A 13,569-nucleotide genomic window follows, 5' to 3' on the forward strand; every position below is an offset into this window, starting at 1 on the left:
CACTCTGCGTCGTCTGTGCCAGCGCGGTTGAAAAGCGCTTTAGAGGCATGCCTCAGTCGTACTTGTGTATGACGCTGAGCGGGGGAGCAAGAACTATGGTGGTATGAGCACCGTTTCCCAAACCCGGAATCCTACAACGGCACCAGCTTCGCGTAGCCCATCATCAGCCACTTGCTGCCCTCGGGGAAGTTGACCTGCACCCGGGCCTGGGCGCCAGCGCCTTCGAAGTTGAGGATCACGCCTTCGCCGAATACCGCATGCTGGACGCGCTGGCCCATGGTGAACTCGGTTTCCGGAATGCCGGTGCCGTTGAACAGGCTGCTGCTGTTGAATTTCGGCGTGCCGCCGAACGGACGGTTGACGCTGTTGGACAGCCGGACTTCCTGAATCAGCGCCGGCGGGATTTCGCGTACGAAACGCGAGACCTTATTGTAGGTTTCGCTGCCGTACAGACGCCGCGTTTCGGCGTAGGTCATCACCAACTGTTTCATGGCCCGGGTGATGCCGACATAGGCCAGGCGTCGTTCCTCTTCAAGACGGCCCGGTTCTTCCAGGCTCATCTTGTGCGGGAACAGCCCTTCCTCCATGCCCACCAGGAACACGTGCGGGAATTCCAGCCCCTTGGCGCTGTGCAGGGTCATCAGCTGAATGCTGTCTTCATGCTCCTGCGCCTGGGTGTCGCCCGCTTCCAGCGAGGCATGGCCCAAAAACGCTGCCAGTGGCGTCAGGTCTTCTTCGCTTTCGTGATTCTCGAAAGCACGGGCAGCGCTGACCAGTTCCTCAAGGTTTTCTACCCGCGCCTGACCTTTCTCGCCTTTTTCCTGCTCGTGATAGGTAATCAGCCCGGACTGTTCGATCACCGTCTGGGTCATCAGGTGCAGCGGCATTTCCATGACCTTGGCCGCGAGGTTCTCGATCAGTTCGATGAAACCGCCCAGGGCCGTGGCGGCGCGTCCGGTCAGGCCCTTGTTGGCAACCAGCAGGCGCATGGCTTCCCACATGGACACATCGGCATGGCGCGCATGTTCGCGAATCGCTTCGACGGTCTTTTCGCCGATGCCGCGCGCCGGAACGTTGATCACCCGCTCCAGTGCCGCATCGTTGCCACGGCCTTCCAGCAAGCGCATGTAGGCCATGGCGTTCTTGATTTCGGCACGTTCGAAGAAGCGCTGTCCGCCGTAAATGCGGTACGGAATACGCTCACGCAGCAGGGCTTCTTCAAGCACCCGCGACTGGGCGTTGGAGCGGTACAGAATGGCGATGTCGTTGCGCGAAATACCGGTTTTCAGCGCGCTTTCGATGGTCTCGACCACGTAACGCGCTTCATCGTGCTCGTTGAACGCCGCGTACAGATTGATCAGCTCGCCATCGCCGACGTCGGTCCACAATTCCTTGCCCAGGCGACCACTGTTATTGATGATCAAGCCGTTGGCGGCCTTGAGGATGCTCGCCGTGGAGCGGTAGTTCTGCTCCAGGCGGATGACTTCGGTGTCCGGGAAGTCCGAGGAATACTGGTGGATGTTCTCGATCTTCGCGCCGCGCCAGCCGTAAATGGACTGATCGTCGTCGCCGACCACCATCAGGCTGTCGCCCCCCTGGGCGAGCAGGCGCAGCCAGGCGTACTGCACGGCGTTGGTGTCCTGGAACTCGTCCACCAGGACGTGACGGAAGCGGCGCTGATAATGCGCCAGCAAGCCCGGGTTATCGCGCCACAGGTCGAGTGCGCGCAGCAGCAGTTCGGAAAAGTCGATGACGCCGGCCCGCTGGCAGGCGATCTCGTAGGCTTCGTAGACGCTTTTCATGGTGGTCAGGAACAGGTCGCCGCTGGCCTGAATATGTTTCGGGCGCAGGCCTTCGTCTTTCTGACCATTGATGAACCACTGGGCCTGACGTGCAGGCCAGCGTTGTTCGTCCAGACCCAGCTCGCGCATCACGCGCTTTACCAGACGCTGCTGGTCATCGCTGTCGAGAATCTGGAAGGTCTGTACCAGCCCGGCTTCCTGCCAGTGCGCACGCAGCAGGCGATGGGCCAGGCCGTGGAAGGTGCCCACCCACATGCCAGCCGGGCTGATGCCCATCAGCTGCTCGATACGGTGGCGCATTTCGGCGGCAGCCTTGTTGGTGAACGTCACCGACAGGACCGAGTGCGGGGAGGCTTGCTCGACCTGCATCAGCCATGCGATGCGATGCACCAGCACACGGGTTTTGCCGGAGCCAGCACCAGCCAGGACCAACTGACGACCCAGAGAGGCGGCTACGGCCTGACGTTGGGCATCGTTGAGGGAATTCAGAAGAAGAGAGAGATCATCGCGCATCAGCGCATTCTAGGGTGCCGCGCGATGACGGGCAAACCATGCTTTGCGTCAGCCAATAAAAATAGCGGGGGCGCTGACGACCGGTCGTCGCCTGTTGTCGGGCGCGAATGCGTTGCGTCTACCTTTATGGGTGAACAGGCAGGGTCTGACTGGCGAATGGGCCTAATGTAGGATTATTCCCACAATTGCCGCGGATAACGCCCGCACGGCACGTTCCAGCTTCGTTTAACTGGGCGGCTGGCGGGTCATGTAGTATAACTACAAGAAAGCTACAACCAGCCCATCTCTTCTTTTGCCGAGTCTGCCCCTTGAATCTGCTGCAACACATCGCCCAGTCACGTAATTTGCTGCGCAAATCGGAGCTCAAGGTAGCCGACCATGTGCTGCTCGACCCTGCGGCCGTGATGCACAGTTCCATGGCAGACCTGGCGCACAGCGTCGGTATCAGCGAGCCGACCATCGTGCGTTTCTGTCGCGCCATCGGCTGCACCGGGTTTCAGGACCTCAAGCTCAAGCTGGCGCAGAGCCTTGCAGCGGGCGCAAGTTTTGGGCAGTTCGCGATCCACGAAGACGATTCGGTCGCCGACTACAGCCTGAAGATTTTCGACACTACGCTGCACACGCTCATGGAAGTGCGCGAAAACCTCGACCCCCATTCTTTGCAACTGGCAGTTACGGCCATGGCGGGTGCCAATCGGGTCGAGTTCTACGGGTTTGGCGCGTCCGGCGCAGTAGCCGCCGATGCGCAGCACAAGTTCTTTCGTTTGCTGCTGACCGCTGCGGCGTATTCCGATCCGCACATGCAGGCAATGTCGGCCGTCACGCTCAAGCCGACGGATGTCGCGGTGTGCATTTCGCAGTCAGGGCGTTCGAAGGATTTGCTGATCACCGCCAATCTAGTCCGCGAGAGCGGCGCGACGCTGATCACTCTGTGCCCTAGCCAGACACCGCTGGCCGAGCTGTCGTCGGTCAATCTGGCCATCGATGTGCACGAAGACACCGAAATCTACACGCCGCTGACTTCCCGTATCGCACACCTGGTGGTCATTGATGTGCTGGCAATGGGCGTCGCCATGGCGCGCGGCCCCGGTCTGGTCAACCACCTCAAGAGCGTCAAACGCAGCCTGCGCGGCTTGCGCCTGTCGCCGAAGTCGATCAAGACCCACGAAGACTGACACCGTTTGTATTTGAACGGCGACGTCAAAACGCCCGCCAAACACCCTGTGGCACTTGGCAGGCGTCCATAGAGGCTACGTCATTCAGCAGCGAACATCGGAACTTCTACGGTATCGATGGACGCCAGCAACTCGTCCTTGTAGTAGATGCTGATACCCGTGATGTCAGCGCCACTTGGCTGGGTATAAGCAACTGCTTTCTCGGTCAGTACCTGCAAGCCAATGCCCTGGGTTTCGACCATCAGATCCAGACTCAGATGGTTGAAGGCTGCTGGCCTGGCGCTTTTGACGAGCACTGGAACCGAATTCGTCTGAGGAACGGTTACGGTCCCGAAGACTTGAAGAGTGCTGACGCGGCTGTCGCGGGCCTGCCAGTTTTTGCTTTCGATAGTCATTGTTTGGCTCCTTGCCATAACTTCATTGATTGAATGAATTGCGTCCTGCGGGGCCAGTTTCCATGAAGGGGGCGACGTTGATGCGGTAAATATATATTTCCCGCATGTCCAGGCAGGCCTTCACGTTTCAAAATTTAACCAAGCTGTCATGTGTCCGCCGCCTGATTGTCATTGCCCCGATCCATTCTGGTGCTCCCACAAAACGTATTGGGAGACAGGACATGGCTCGGCATTACGATGATTTACCTACCAGCACCGTGAAAACCCGCCGTCAGCAGGAAGATCAGCGTCGCATGGAGTTTCGTCGGGCAATTGAAAGCTACAGCGAGGCACGTCAGCTCAATCAGGAGTTGTGTGACTACATGGATGGCATGGATAACGCCGTCTGGCAGACGATCAAGTTGCCCGCGGTCGACCGTCGAAACGCTCGACAAGCTGGCTGATCTGCGCACGTTCGGTGCGGATGAACGCAAGAAACGCATGTGCCACAGGTGAAAGGCGTTTGTCTCCGGCCTGAGCCACGCACCAGCTTCGATACAGTGGCAACTCCGCCACGGGCAGCTCAACCAGGGCGCCTGTGGCGAGTTCCTGGCAGACCGCGTGTCGGGTCAGCATCGCCAGGCCCAGCCCGGCTACCACGCATTCACGTTGTGCTTCGCTGGAGGACACTTCCAGCGTCTGCGTGAAATGCACGCGCTTCTCCTTGAAAAACTCCTCGCAGGCCCGACGCGTGCCCGATCCTGGTTCCCGGGTCAGCAATGGCCATGGCTCCAGATCTTGCAGGTTCAGCGTCGCGCGGCTGCTCAGCGGATGGTCAGGCGGCGCTACGGCGACAATCGGGTTATTCAGGAACGGCAAGAACTCCAGGCCCATGTCCAGTGGCACTGCCGACATCACCACTAGATCATCGCGGTTATCCGCCAGGCGTCTGATGACTTGCGCGCGATTGACCACCATCAGGCTCAGGCTGACTTCCGGGTGCTGGCGCTTGAAGGCGGCGAACAGGTGAGGGATGAAGTATTTGCAGCTCGACTCGACGGCCAGCTTCAGCTGGCCTTGCAGCGAGCCCTGCATGTCGGAGAGCTGCATGTCGAGGCTTTCCAGGCGCCCGAAAATATCCCGGCTGGCCTGTTGCAGTGCTTGCGCTGCTTCGGTCAGGTAGAGCTTTTTGCTGACGTATTCGAACAGCGGCTGGCCGATCAGCTCTTCGAGCTGGCGAATCTGCAGGCTGACAGCAGGTTGTGTCAGCGACATCTCTTCGGCCGCGCGGCTGTATGAGCGCAGGTCGCACACTTCATTGAAAATGCGCAGTTGACGCAATGTCATACGCATCAATGACTTACGCATTTATAAAGGCTCCGCGATCCGACTGAAGCGCCAACTATAAGCTTTTACTTATGCACCTCCCAACTTTTACTCATTTTTGTTAATCCTCGATTGGGCATAGGGTGGCCCTGCGACATTCAGTCACATACACGGTTACAAGTGTGGGTCGAGGGAAACGCCAGTGATAACAAAAATTCTGATCGCCAACCGCGGGGAGATTGCCGTTCGCATCGTGCGTGCATGCGCAGAGATGGGCATTCGCTCGGTGGCGATCTTTTCCGAAGCGGACCGGCATGCCTTGCATGTCAAACGTGCCGACGAAGCCTACAGCATTGGTGCCGAACCTCTGGCGGGTTACCTGAACCCGCGTAAATTGGTGAATCTGGCAGTGGAAACCGGCTGCGATGCGCTGCATCCCGGTTATGGCTTTCTTTCCGAGAATGCCGAACTGGCCGATATCTGTGCCGAACGAGGGATCAAATTCATCGGTCCCTCCGCAGAAGTGATTCGCCGCATGGGGGACAAGACCGAGGCCCGGCGCAGCATGATCAAGGCCGGCGTACCGGTCACGCCCGGCACCGAAGGCAACGTGGCAGATATCGACGAGGCGCTGGCCGAGGGCGAGCGTATCGGTTACCCGGTGATGCTCAAGGCCACCTCCGGGGGCGGGGGACGGGGTATCCGTCGCTGCAACAGCCGCGAAGAACTCGAGCAGGCTTTCCCGCGCGTGATCTCCGAAGCGACCAAGGCCTTCGGCTCGGCAGAAGTCTTTCTTGAGAAGTGCATCGTCAATCCCAAGCACATTGAAGCGCAGATTCTGGGCGACAGCTTCGGCAACGTGGTGCACCTGTTCGAGCGCGACTGTTCGATTCAGCGACGCAACCAGAAGCTCATCGAAATCGCTCCCAGCCCGCAGTTGACGCCCGAGCAGCGCGCCTATATTGGCGATCTGTCGGTACGTGCGGCCAAGGCAGTCGGTTACGAGAACGCTGGCACCGTGGAGTTTCTGCTCGCCGAGGGCGAGGTGTACTTCATGGAAATGAACACCCGGGTGCAGGTCGAGCACACCATCACCGAAGAAATCACCGGCATCGATATCGTTCGTGAGCAGATCCGTATCGCCTCCGGTCTGCCGTTGTCGGTCAAGCAGGAAGACATCATCCATCGCGGTTTTGCCCTGCAGTTCCGGATCAACGCCGAGGACCCGAAGAACAACTTCCTGCCCAGCTTCGGCAAGATCACCCGTTATTACGCGCCCGGCGGGCCTGGCGTGCGTACCGACACGGCGATCTATACCGGCTACACCATTCCGCCGTTCTATGACTCGATGTGCCTGAAGCTGATTGTCTGGGCGTTGACCTGGGAAGAGGCCATGGACCGCGGCCTGCGTGCGCTAGATGACATGCGCCTGCAAGGGGTCAAGACCACGGCTGCCTATTACCAGGAAATCCTGCGCAACCCGGAGTTTCGCAGCGGTGAGTTCAACACCAGCTTTGTCGAGAGCCACCCCGAGCTGACCAATTATTCGATCAAACGCAAACCCGAAGAGCTGGCCCTGGCCATCGCCGCCGCCATTGCCGCACACGCCGGTCTGTAAGGAACAGTGAAATGTCCAAGAAGATTTTCGTAACCGACACCATCCTGCGTGACGCTCACCAATCGTTGCTGGCGACGCGCATGCGTACCGAAGACATGCTGCCGATCTGCGACAAGCTCGACCAGGTCGGCTACTGGTCGCTGGAAGTCTGGGGCGGCGCTACCTTCGATGCCTGCGTGCGTTTTCTCAAGGAGGACCCGTGGGAACGTCTGCGCCAGCTGCGTGCGGCCTTGCCCAATACCCGGTTGCAGATGCTTCTGCGTGGCCAGAACCTGCTGGGCTATCGGCATTACAGCGATGACGTGGTCAAGGCGTTCGTCGCCAAGGCGGCGGTCAACGGTATTGATGTGTTCCGTATTTTCGATGCCATGAACGACGTGCGTAACCTGCGGGTCGCCATCGAGGCGGTGAAAGCGGCGGGCAAACACGCACAGGGCACCATCGCTTACACCACCAGCCCGGTGCACACCATCGAGGCCTTCGTGGCGCAGGCCCGGCAGATGGAAGCCATGGGCTGTGACTCGGTGGCGATCAAGGACATGGCCGGCCTGTTGACGCCTTATGCCACGGGTGAGCTGGTCAAGGCGCTGAAGGCCGAGCAGTCGCTGCCGGTGTTCATCCACTCGCATGACACGGCCGGCCTGGCCGCCATGTGTCAGCTCAAGGCGATCGAAAGCGGCGCTGACCATATCGACACGGCGATCTCCAGCTTTGCCTGGGGCACCAGCCATCCGGGCACCGAATCGATGGTGGCCGCGCTCAAGGGCAGCGAGTTCGACACCGGTCTGGACCTGGAGCTGCTGCAGGAAATCGGTCTGTACTTCTACGCGGTGCGTAAGAAATACCATCAGTTCGAGAGCGAATTTACTGCAGTCGACACCCGGGTACAGGTTAACCAGGTGCCGGGCGGGATGATTTCCAACCTGGCCAATCAGTTGAAAGAGCAGGGCGCACTCAACCGCATGAGCGAAGTGCTGGCTGAAATTCCGCGTGTGCGCAAAGACCTCGGCTATCCGCCGCTGGTAACCCCGACCTCGCAGATCGTCGGTACTCAGGCGTTCTTCAACGTGTTGGCCGGGGAGCGTTACAAAACCATCACCAATGAAGTGAAGCTTTACCTGCAAGGCGGCTACGGCAAGGCGCCGGGTCAGGTGGATGAAAAACTGCGCCGTCAGGCGATCGGCAATGAAGAGCTTATCGATGTTCGTCCGGCCGACCTGCTCAAGCCGGAGATGACCAAGCTAAGGGCTGATATCGGCGCACTGGCCAAGTCCGAAGAGGACGTGCTGACGTTCGCCATGTTCCCGGACATTGGCCGCAAGTTCCTGGAGGAACGTGCAGCCGGGACGCTGGCGCCGGAAGTGCTGCTGCCGATTCCCGAAGCCGGAAGCGTGGCGAAGGCAGGCGGTGAGGGCGTACCGACCGAGTTCGTCATCGATGTGCACGGCGAAACCTATCGGGTCGACATCACCGGCGTGGGCGTCAAGGCTGAGGGCAAGCGCCACTTCTACCTGACCATAGACGGCATGCCGGAAGAGGTGGTGTTCGAGCCGCTCAACGAATTCGTCGGCGGCGGGGCCAGCAAACGCAAGCAAGCCCACGCACCGGGCGACGTCAGCACGACCATGCCCGGCAACATCGTCGATGTGCTGGTCAAGGAGGGCGATGTGGTCAAGGCCGGTCAGGCAGTGCTGATCACTGAAGCGATGAAGATGGAGACCGAGGTTCAGGCGTCGGTCGCAGGCAAGGTCGTCGCCATCCACGTCGCCAAGGGCGACCGCGTCAATCCGGGCGAAGTGCTGATCGAGATCGAAGGTTGAGCTGACACCTGCGCATCCTCCAAAGGTTTACCTCAGGGAAGCACTCGTGGCTTCCCTTTTTTTATCCTGTGCAGGCGCGGCCAGTGGTCACGACTATCGTTCCGCACGCTCCAGCGTGGGAATGCCGTTCTCGACGCTCTGCGTCGCACGATGGTGGTTATTCGGGCGTCATACTGATCCGGCGTCGCCCGGCCCATTTGTTCACCGAAACGCCTCAAGCCCCTTGATCTGTTGCCCGTCAGTGAAGTTATCCACAGCCAGCCAGCGCTCAAAGGCGTTCTGCCGCTCAGGCCATTCGCTGTCGAGCATCGAATACCACTCGGTATCCCGGCTCTGGCCTTTGACCACCATGTGCTGGCGGAAGGTGCCTTCGTAGCTGAAGCCGAATCGCTCGGCAGCGCGTTTGGAGCGGGCGTTGTTGGCGTTGCACTTCCACTCCAGGCGACGATAGCCCAGTGCGAAAATCTCTCTGGCCAGCAGGTAAATGGCTTCGGTGCCTTTGGGCGTGCGTTGCATGGCCGCGCTGAAGGTCACATGACCTATCTCGATACGCCCGTGGGCAGCGACGATCGACATCAGGCTGATGACCCCTTCGGCCTTATCGGTCTGCTGATCGACCACGGTGTAAAACCACGGATCGGTGGCCGCCTGATGCCCGGCCAGCCATCTATCGAAGGCGCTACGGTCGCTGAGCGGCCCGTAGGGCAGATAATCCCACAGCTTAGGGTCCGCATTCGGGCCTTCGAGTGCCGCCCACAAGTCATCGGCGTGACGCGCGGCATCGAGTTTTTCCAGGCGTATGAAACGGCCTGTCAGTGTATGGGCCGTGGGCATTGCAGCGGCTTGCCAGTCCAGCAGGGTGTCGGACATCAGTCACTTCCTGTTTCAGAGTGCTTTACGAAATTGTATGAGGCCGGGCCGTTCGGCGATTCGCTCGTACAACTGAATGGCCGTGGCGTTGGTTTCGTGGGTCAGCCAGTGCACCTTGTCGCAACCGTCTGCCTTGGCCGTGGCGTAGACAAACTCGATCAGTTGCCTGCCGATGCCTGTCCCGCGTTTTTCGGGGGCGACGATCAGATCCTGCAGGTAACAGGCGTTGGTGATGCTCCAGTTGGAGCGATGGTAGATGAAATTCACCATGCCCACCGCCTCGTCACCCCGCCAGGCGAGCGCCGAGTGAGTCGGTTCGTTCGCGTCCACAAGGCGTTGCCAGGTGATGGCGCTGACGCCTTCGGCCAGCTCGGTGTTGTAGAAGCGCAGATAGGCCTGCCACAGAGGCAGCCACGCGTGATGGTCGTCGACATTAACGGGGCGAATACGCACATCGGTCATGAGCTGCTCCCTTCGCTCATCAAGCGAGCGACGTGTTGGTCATTTGCATCCTGGCTTGCGGCGAGGCCGTCGCGCACACCGGCCATGTCCGCAGCGCTGCGATTCTGACTGAGTTTACGTTTGCCCTGCAGCCGCTGCACCGGAATGGCGAAGCCGACAATCGCTCCGAGCATTTTTGCGATGTAGTCCGCCGGCGCATCGTCAATGGACCAGGGTTGCGCCCGGTCGGATTCATGGCGATGGGTCAGGTCAGCCAGCAACTGATGCAATTGTGCAGCATCGGTAAAAACCTCGGCCTGCCCATAAGCATGCACGGCCACATAATTCCACGTCGGTACGACCTTGCCGTGCTCCCTCTTGCTCGGATAGAACGAGGGGCTCACGTAGGCATCGCCGCCAGGAAAAATCACCAGTGCCTCGGCGCCGGAGCTAAGTTGCTGCCACTGTGGATTGGCTTTGGCCAAGTGCCCGTAAAGCGTGCCATACGAACCTTCATCGCGGCGTAACAGCAGTGGCAGGTGGGTGGCTTGCAATCCTTCTGCGCCGTGCGTGACCAGAATCGCCAGGCGCGTCTGCTCCATCTGCTGGTGCAGGCTCGGTGTGTCGTTGTCCTTGAAAGCGGCAGGGATGTACATGGGGAATGTCCTTGGCTGATAACAGGATCGTAGGCAAGGCATTGGTCTGATGTAAGATCCATTTTTTATCGTTTTAACAGGGCCAATGCATGCCTGATCTCAGTGTCGCGTTTCCGTCCACACTCACCGGTATCGTGCTGGACCCGAATCAGGGCCTGAGCAAGCAGCTTTATGGCCTGTTGCGCCAGCAGGTCCTCGATGGGCGTCTGAGCAGTGGCACGCGCCTGCCAGCCAGTCGCGATTTGGCGCATTCACTCGGCATCTCCCGTAACAGCGTGATCCGGGCCTACGACCAGCTGTATGCCGAGGGTTTCATCGAGGGACGTGTCGGCGACGGTACGTATGTGGCGCAGCTCTCTGAACCAGGCGCTGCGCCTCGGCGGACCGGTCGCAAAAAACTATCCACCAACTTACCCACAGGTGTATCCACAGGGTTATACACAGGTTTGTCCACAATCGCGGCTGAAATGCCGTCAGATTCCTCCTGTGAAGTTATCCACAGCCCGGTGCTCGCGCTGCTGGAAAAACATCATCTGCATGAACCACCGACGGGTCGTCCGCGGGCCTTTCGGGTAGGCGTACCGGCGTTCGATCTTTTCCCCTTTGCCTTGTGGGGCAAGCTGTATGCCGCTTTTTGGCGCAAGCCGGACCTTGCTCAGCTCGGTTATGGGTCGGCGGCGGGAGACTCGCGGTTACGTGAACTGATTGCGGTCTACCTGCGCTCATCGCGTGGGCTGCATTGCAGCGCTGAGCAAATTGTGATCACCAGTGGTGCACAGCACGCGATCAGCCTTTGTGCACAGTTGCTTCTTGCCCCGGGCGAGGGCGTCGCCGTGGAGAATCCGGGGTATCGGGCGGCCGGTCATGCGTTTGCCCTGGCAGGTGCTCGATTGCACGGCGTGGCTGTGGATAACGACGGCATGCGTTGCGCCGACCTTGAGCAGGCAGACTGCAGGCTGGCCTACGTGACGCCTTCACACCAATACCCGACCGGCGTGGTGATGAGCCTGGCGCGGCGCCTGGAATTGCTGGCCTGGGCTGAGAAACACCAGGGCTGGATTGTCGAGGATGATTACGACGGTGAGTATCGCTACAGTGGTTCACCCTTGGCGCCCCTGGCTGCGCTCGACCGCAACGCGCGTGTGCTCTACGTCGGCACGTTCGGCAAAATCGCCTTTCCGGCGCTGCGCCTCGGGTATCTGGTTTTGCCAGAGCCACTGGTGCCGGTGTTCAGCCAGCGCAAGGCTGTGGACATGCGTCATACCGAAGTAGGGGTTCAGGCGGTCATGGCGCAATTCATTGCGTCGGGTCATTTCCAGCGACACATACGTCGCATGCGCCGCGCGGCGCTCAGTCGTCGCAATGTGCTGCTGGATAACTGGCCGGCCGATATTCCGGGATGCGCGGCAATGCCCAGAGTGGTTGCCGGGCTGCATGTCATGGTCAAGGTCGACAGCGTGGCGCGTGAGCAGGCGCTGATTGCCAAGGCCAATGGCGTCGGGGTCGAAATGAATGCCCTGAGTGACTACTGGCTGCCTGATTCCACCGAGCCTGTGGATAACCGCGCCGGGCTGGTGCTGGGGTTTGCCGCAGTGCCCGAGGACGAGATGGTCGAGGCATTGAACAGGCTGCGCGAGGTCTGGTCCGAGTAGTCCCGTTGGCAGGCGTATAATCTGCGCTTTCTGTTACCTGTCCTTGAGATACCCATGAACAACTCTCTTACTGCAACACCCGGACGCAAGTTCGGCGCGCCGCTGGCTGCGCTGTTCCTGCTGCTGATGGGCGCCCAGTTCCTTCTGCTCAGTGTCGGCACCCGCCAGGTAATGCTGTGGATCGTCGGCGCGGCGTTGGGCGTAACGCTGTATCACGCGGCATTTGGTTTCACCTCGGCGTGGCGGGTGTTCATCCGCGAGCGGCGCGGTGCTGGCCTGCGCGCGCAAATGGTCATGCTGGCGGTCGCCGTGGTGCTGTTTTTCCCGGCACTCGGTGCGGGCACGCTGTTCGGCCAGCCAGTCACTGGCCTGGTTGCGCCGGTCGGGATTTCGGTCGTCGTCGGCGCGTTCATTTTCGGCATTGGCATGCAGCTGGGTGGCGGCTGTGCGTCCGGTACATTGTTCACTGCCGGTGGTGGCAACGCGCGAATGCTGGTGACGCTGCTGTTTTTCATCCTCGGCTCACTGATTGCCACCCATCACGTCGACTGGTGGTTTGCCCTGCCTTCGTTCCCGGCGGTGTCGGTGGTCAAGACCTTCGGCGTGCTGCCTGCGCTGCTGGTCAATCTGGCGCTGTTCGGCTTGATCGCGCTGGTGACCGTCAAGCTCGAAAAGCGCCGTCATGGCCAGCTTGAAGCGCCGCCAGTCACGGATAATCGCGGCCTGAGTCGCGTGCTGCGCGGGCCGTGGGTTCTGGTCTGGGGCGCTGTCGCGCTGGCACTGCTCAATTACGCAACGCTGGCGTTGGCCGGTCGTCCGTGGGGCATCACCTCGGCGTTCGCGCTGTGGGGTGCGAAAGCGGCCAGTGGGCTGGGCGTGGACGTCGGCAGTTGGGTGTTCTGGCAAAGCGCTGCGAACGCCAAGGCGCTGGCGGCTCCGGTGTGGGAAGACATCACCAGTGTGATGGACATCGGCATCATGCTCGGTGCCTTGCTGGCGGCAGGTCTGGCAGGTCGTTTTGCACCCAGCCTCGATATCCCCACGCGCTCGCTGGTGGCGGCGGTCATCGGCGGCTTGCTGCTGGGCTACGGCTCGCGCCTGGCCTACGGCTGCAACATCGGTGCGTACTTCAGCGGCATTGCTTCCGGCAGCCTGCACGGCTGGCTGTGGCTGGTGGCGGCCTACGCCGGTAACGTCGTCGGAGTCCGCCTGCGGCCGATTTTCTTCACCGGCGAGCGTCCGCAGGTGGCCCAGGGTGTGTAAAAACGTCACGAGCGAAGGCAAGACAAGGCAAAAACAGGCGAAAAACGGCCGGGGTCGCG

At 60.4% G+C, this 13,569-nt stretch carries 12 protein-coding genes; 6 read left to right on the plus strand and 6 right to left on the minus strand.

Annotated features, from left to right (window positions below):
* Positions 1-131: 131 nt before the first annotated feature.
* Entirely contained in the window at positions 132-2,315 is a 2,184-nt protein-coding gene (uvrD, locus tag P406_RS24285) for a DNA helicase II (RefSeq protein ID WP_003367943.1), read from the minus strand.
* Between the two features lie 308 nt (positions 2,316-2,623).
* On the opposite strand from uvrD, the gene hexR reads away from it, so the two are divergent.
* Positions 2,624-3,490 carry a transcriptional regulator HexR gene (gene hexR, locus P406_RS24290; RefSeq protein ID WP_046237605.1) on the plus strand — a complete coding sequence of 289 codons (867 nt, stop codon included), beginning with the start codon at positions 2,624-2,626 and terminating at the stop codon, positions 3,488-3,490.
* Positions 3,491-3,570: 80 nt separating this feature from the next.
* Here the strand turns inward: hexR and P406_RS24295 are convergent, their stop codons facing one another.
* Positions 3,571-3,885 carry a hypothetical protein gene (locus P406_RS24295; protein WP_046237606.1) on the minus strand — a complete coding sequence of 105 codons (315 nt, stop codon included), beginning with the start codon at positions 3,883-3,885 and terminating at the stop codon, positions 3,571-3,573.
* Between the two features lie 257 nt (positions 3,886-4,142).
* Between P406_RS24295 and P406_RS24300 the strand changes: the two genes are divergently transcribed.
* Positions 4,143-4,328, plus strand: a complete 186-nt coding sequence (locus P406_RS24300) for a PA3496 family putative envelope integrity protein (protein ID WP_003316061.1) — start codon at positions 4,143-4,145, stop codon at positions 4,326-4,328.
* Here the strand turns inward: P406_RS24300 and P406_RS24305 are convergent.
* Positions 4,282-5,232 (minus strand): LysR family transcriptional regulator, encoded by a 951-nt coding sequence (locus P406_RS24305; RefSeq protein ID WP_046237607.1) that lies wholly within the window; start codon positions 5,230-5,232, stop codon positions 4,282-4,284. The two genes, P406_RS24300 and P406_RS24305, sit on opposite strands and share 47 nt — an antisense overlap.
* A 160-nt stretch (positions 5,233-5,392) precedes the next feature.
* Between P406_RS24305 and P406_RS24310 the strand changes: the two genes are divergently transcribed.
* Entirely contained in the window at positions 5,393-6,808 is a 1,416-nt protein-coding gene (locus P406_RS24310; RefSeq protein WP_003401293.1) for an acetyl-CoA carboxylase biotin carboxylase subunit, read from the plus strand.
* A gap of 11 nt (positions 6,809-6,819) precedes the next feature.
* Entirely contained in the window at positions 6,820-8,628 is a 1,809-nt protein-coding gene (gene oadA / locus P406_RS24315) for a sodium-extruding oxaloacetate decarboxylase subunit alpha (protein WP_003432826.1), read from the plus strand.
* Between the two features lie 201 nt (positions 8,629-8,829).
* Here oadA and P406_RS24320 read toward each other — a convergent pair whose 3' ends face one another.
* Genes P406_RS24320 through P406_RS24330 form a run of 3 tightly spaced genes read right to left on the minus strand, consistent with a single transcriptional unit; the run spans position 8,830 to position 10,595 of the window.
* Positions 8,830-9,498 (minus strand): GNAT family N-acetyltransferase, encoded by a 669-nt coding sequence (locus P406_RS24320; protein ID WP_046237608.1) that lies wholly within the window; start codon positions 9,496-9,498, stop codon positions 8,830-8,832.
* 15 nt (positions 9,499-9,513) lie between these two features.
* Positions 9,514-9,960, minus strand: a complete 447-nt coding sequence (locus P406_RS24325; RefSeq protein ID WP_046237609.1) for a GNAT family N-acetyltransferase — start codon at positions 9,958-9,960, stop codon at positions 9,514-9,516.
* Positions 9,957-10,595, minus strand: coding sequence for an FMN-binding negative transcriptional regulator (locus P406_RS24330; protein ID WP_046237610.1), 639 nt, complete (start codon positions 10,593-10,595; stop codon positions 9,957-9,959). The genes P406_RS24325 and P406_RS24330 overlap by 4 nt, the downstream gene beginning before the upstream one ends.
* 89 nt (positions 10,596-10,684) lie before the next feature.
* Here P406_RS24330 and pdxR point away from each other — a divergent pair, with 89 nt between their 5' ends.
* Both pdxR and P406_RS24340 read left to right on the plus strand, forming a co-directional pair.
* Positions 10,685-12,247 (plus strand): MocR-like pyridoxine biosynthesis transcription factor PdxR, encoded by a 1,563-nt coding sequence (pdxR, locus tag P406_RS24335; RefSeq protein WP_046237611.1) that lies wholly within the window; start codon positions 10,685-10,687, stop codon positions 12,245-12,247.
* A gap of 54 nt (positions 12,248-12,301) precedes the next feature.
* A complete protein-coding gene (locus P406_RS24340; protein ID WP_046237612.1) occupies positions 12,302-13,510 on the plus strand; it encodes a YeeE/YedE family protein in 1,209 nt (402 codons plus the stop codon).
* Positions 13,511-13,569 lie beyond the last annotated feature (59 nt).

It is taken from the genome of Pseudomonas syringae pv. coryli str. NCPPB 4273 (assembly GCF_000972175.1).
Lineage (GTDB): Bacteria > Pseudomonadota > Gammaproteobacteria > Pseudomonadales > Pseudomonadaceae > Aquipseudomonas > Aquipseudomonas syringae.

Excerpts from the sequence above, each read along its gene's own strand:
- oadA (WP_003432826.1), top strand. The coding sequence starts at position 6,820 with ATGTCCAAGAAGATTTTCGTAACCGACACCATCCTGCGTGACGCTCAC.
- pdxR (WP_046237611.1), top strand. The coding sequence starts at position 10,685 with ATGCCTGATCTCAGTGTCGCGTTTCCGTCCACACTCACCGGTATCGTG.
- uvrD (WP_003367943.1), bottom strand. The coding sequence starts at position 2,315 with ATGCGCGATGATCTCTCTCTTCTTCTGAATTCCCTCAACGATGCCCAA.
- P406_RS24295 (WP_046237606.1), bottom strand. The coding sequence starts at position 3,885 with ATGACTATCGAAAGCAAAAACTGGCAGGCCCGCGACAGCCGCGTCAGC.
- P406_RS24330 (WP_046237610.1), bottom strand. The coding sequence starts at position 10,595 with ATGTACATCCCTGCCGCTTTCAAGGACAACGACACACCGAGCCTGCAC.
- P406_RS24320 (WP_046237608.1), bottom strand. The coding sequence starts at position 9,498 with ATGTCCGACACCCTGCTGGACTGGCAAGCCGCTGCAATGCCCACGGCC.
- P406_RS24305 (WP_046237607.1), bottom strand. The coding sequence starts at position 5,232 with ATGCGTAAGTCATTGATGCGTATGACATTGCGTCAACTGCGCATTTTC.
- P406_RS24325 (WP_046237609.1), bottom strand. The coding sequence starts at position 9,960 with ATGACCGATGTGCGTATTCGCCCCGTTAATGTCGACGACCATCACGCG.
- P406_RS24340 (WP_046237612.1), top strand. The coding sequence starts at position 12,302 with ATGAACAACTCTCTTACTGCAACACCCGGACGCAAGTTCGGCGCGCCG.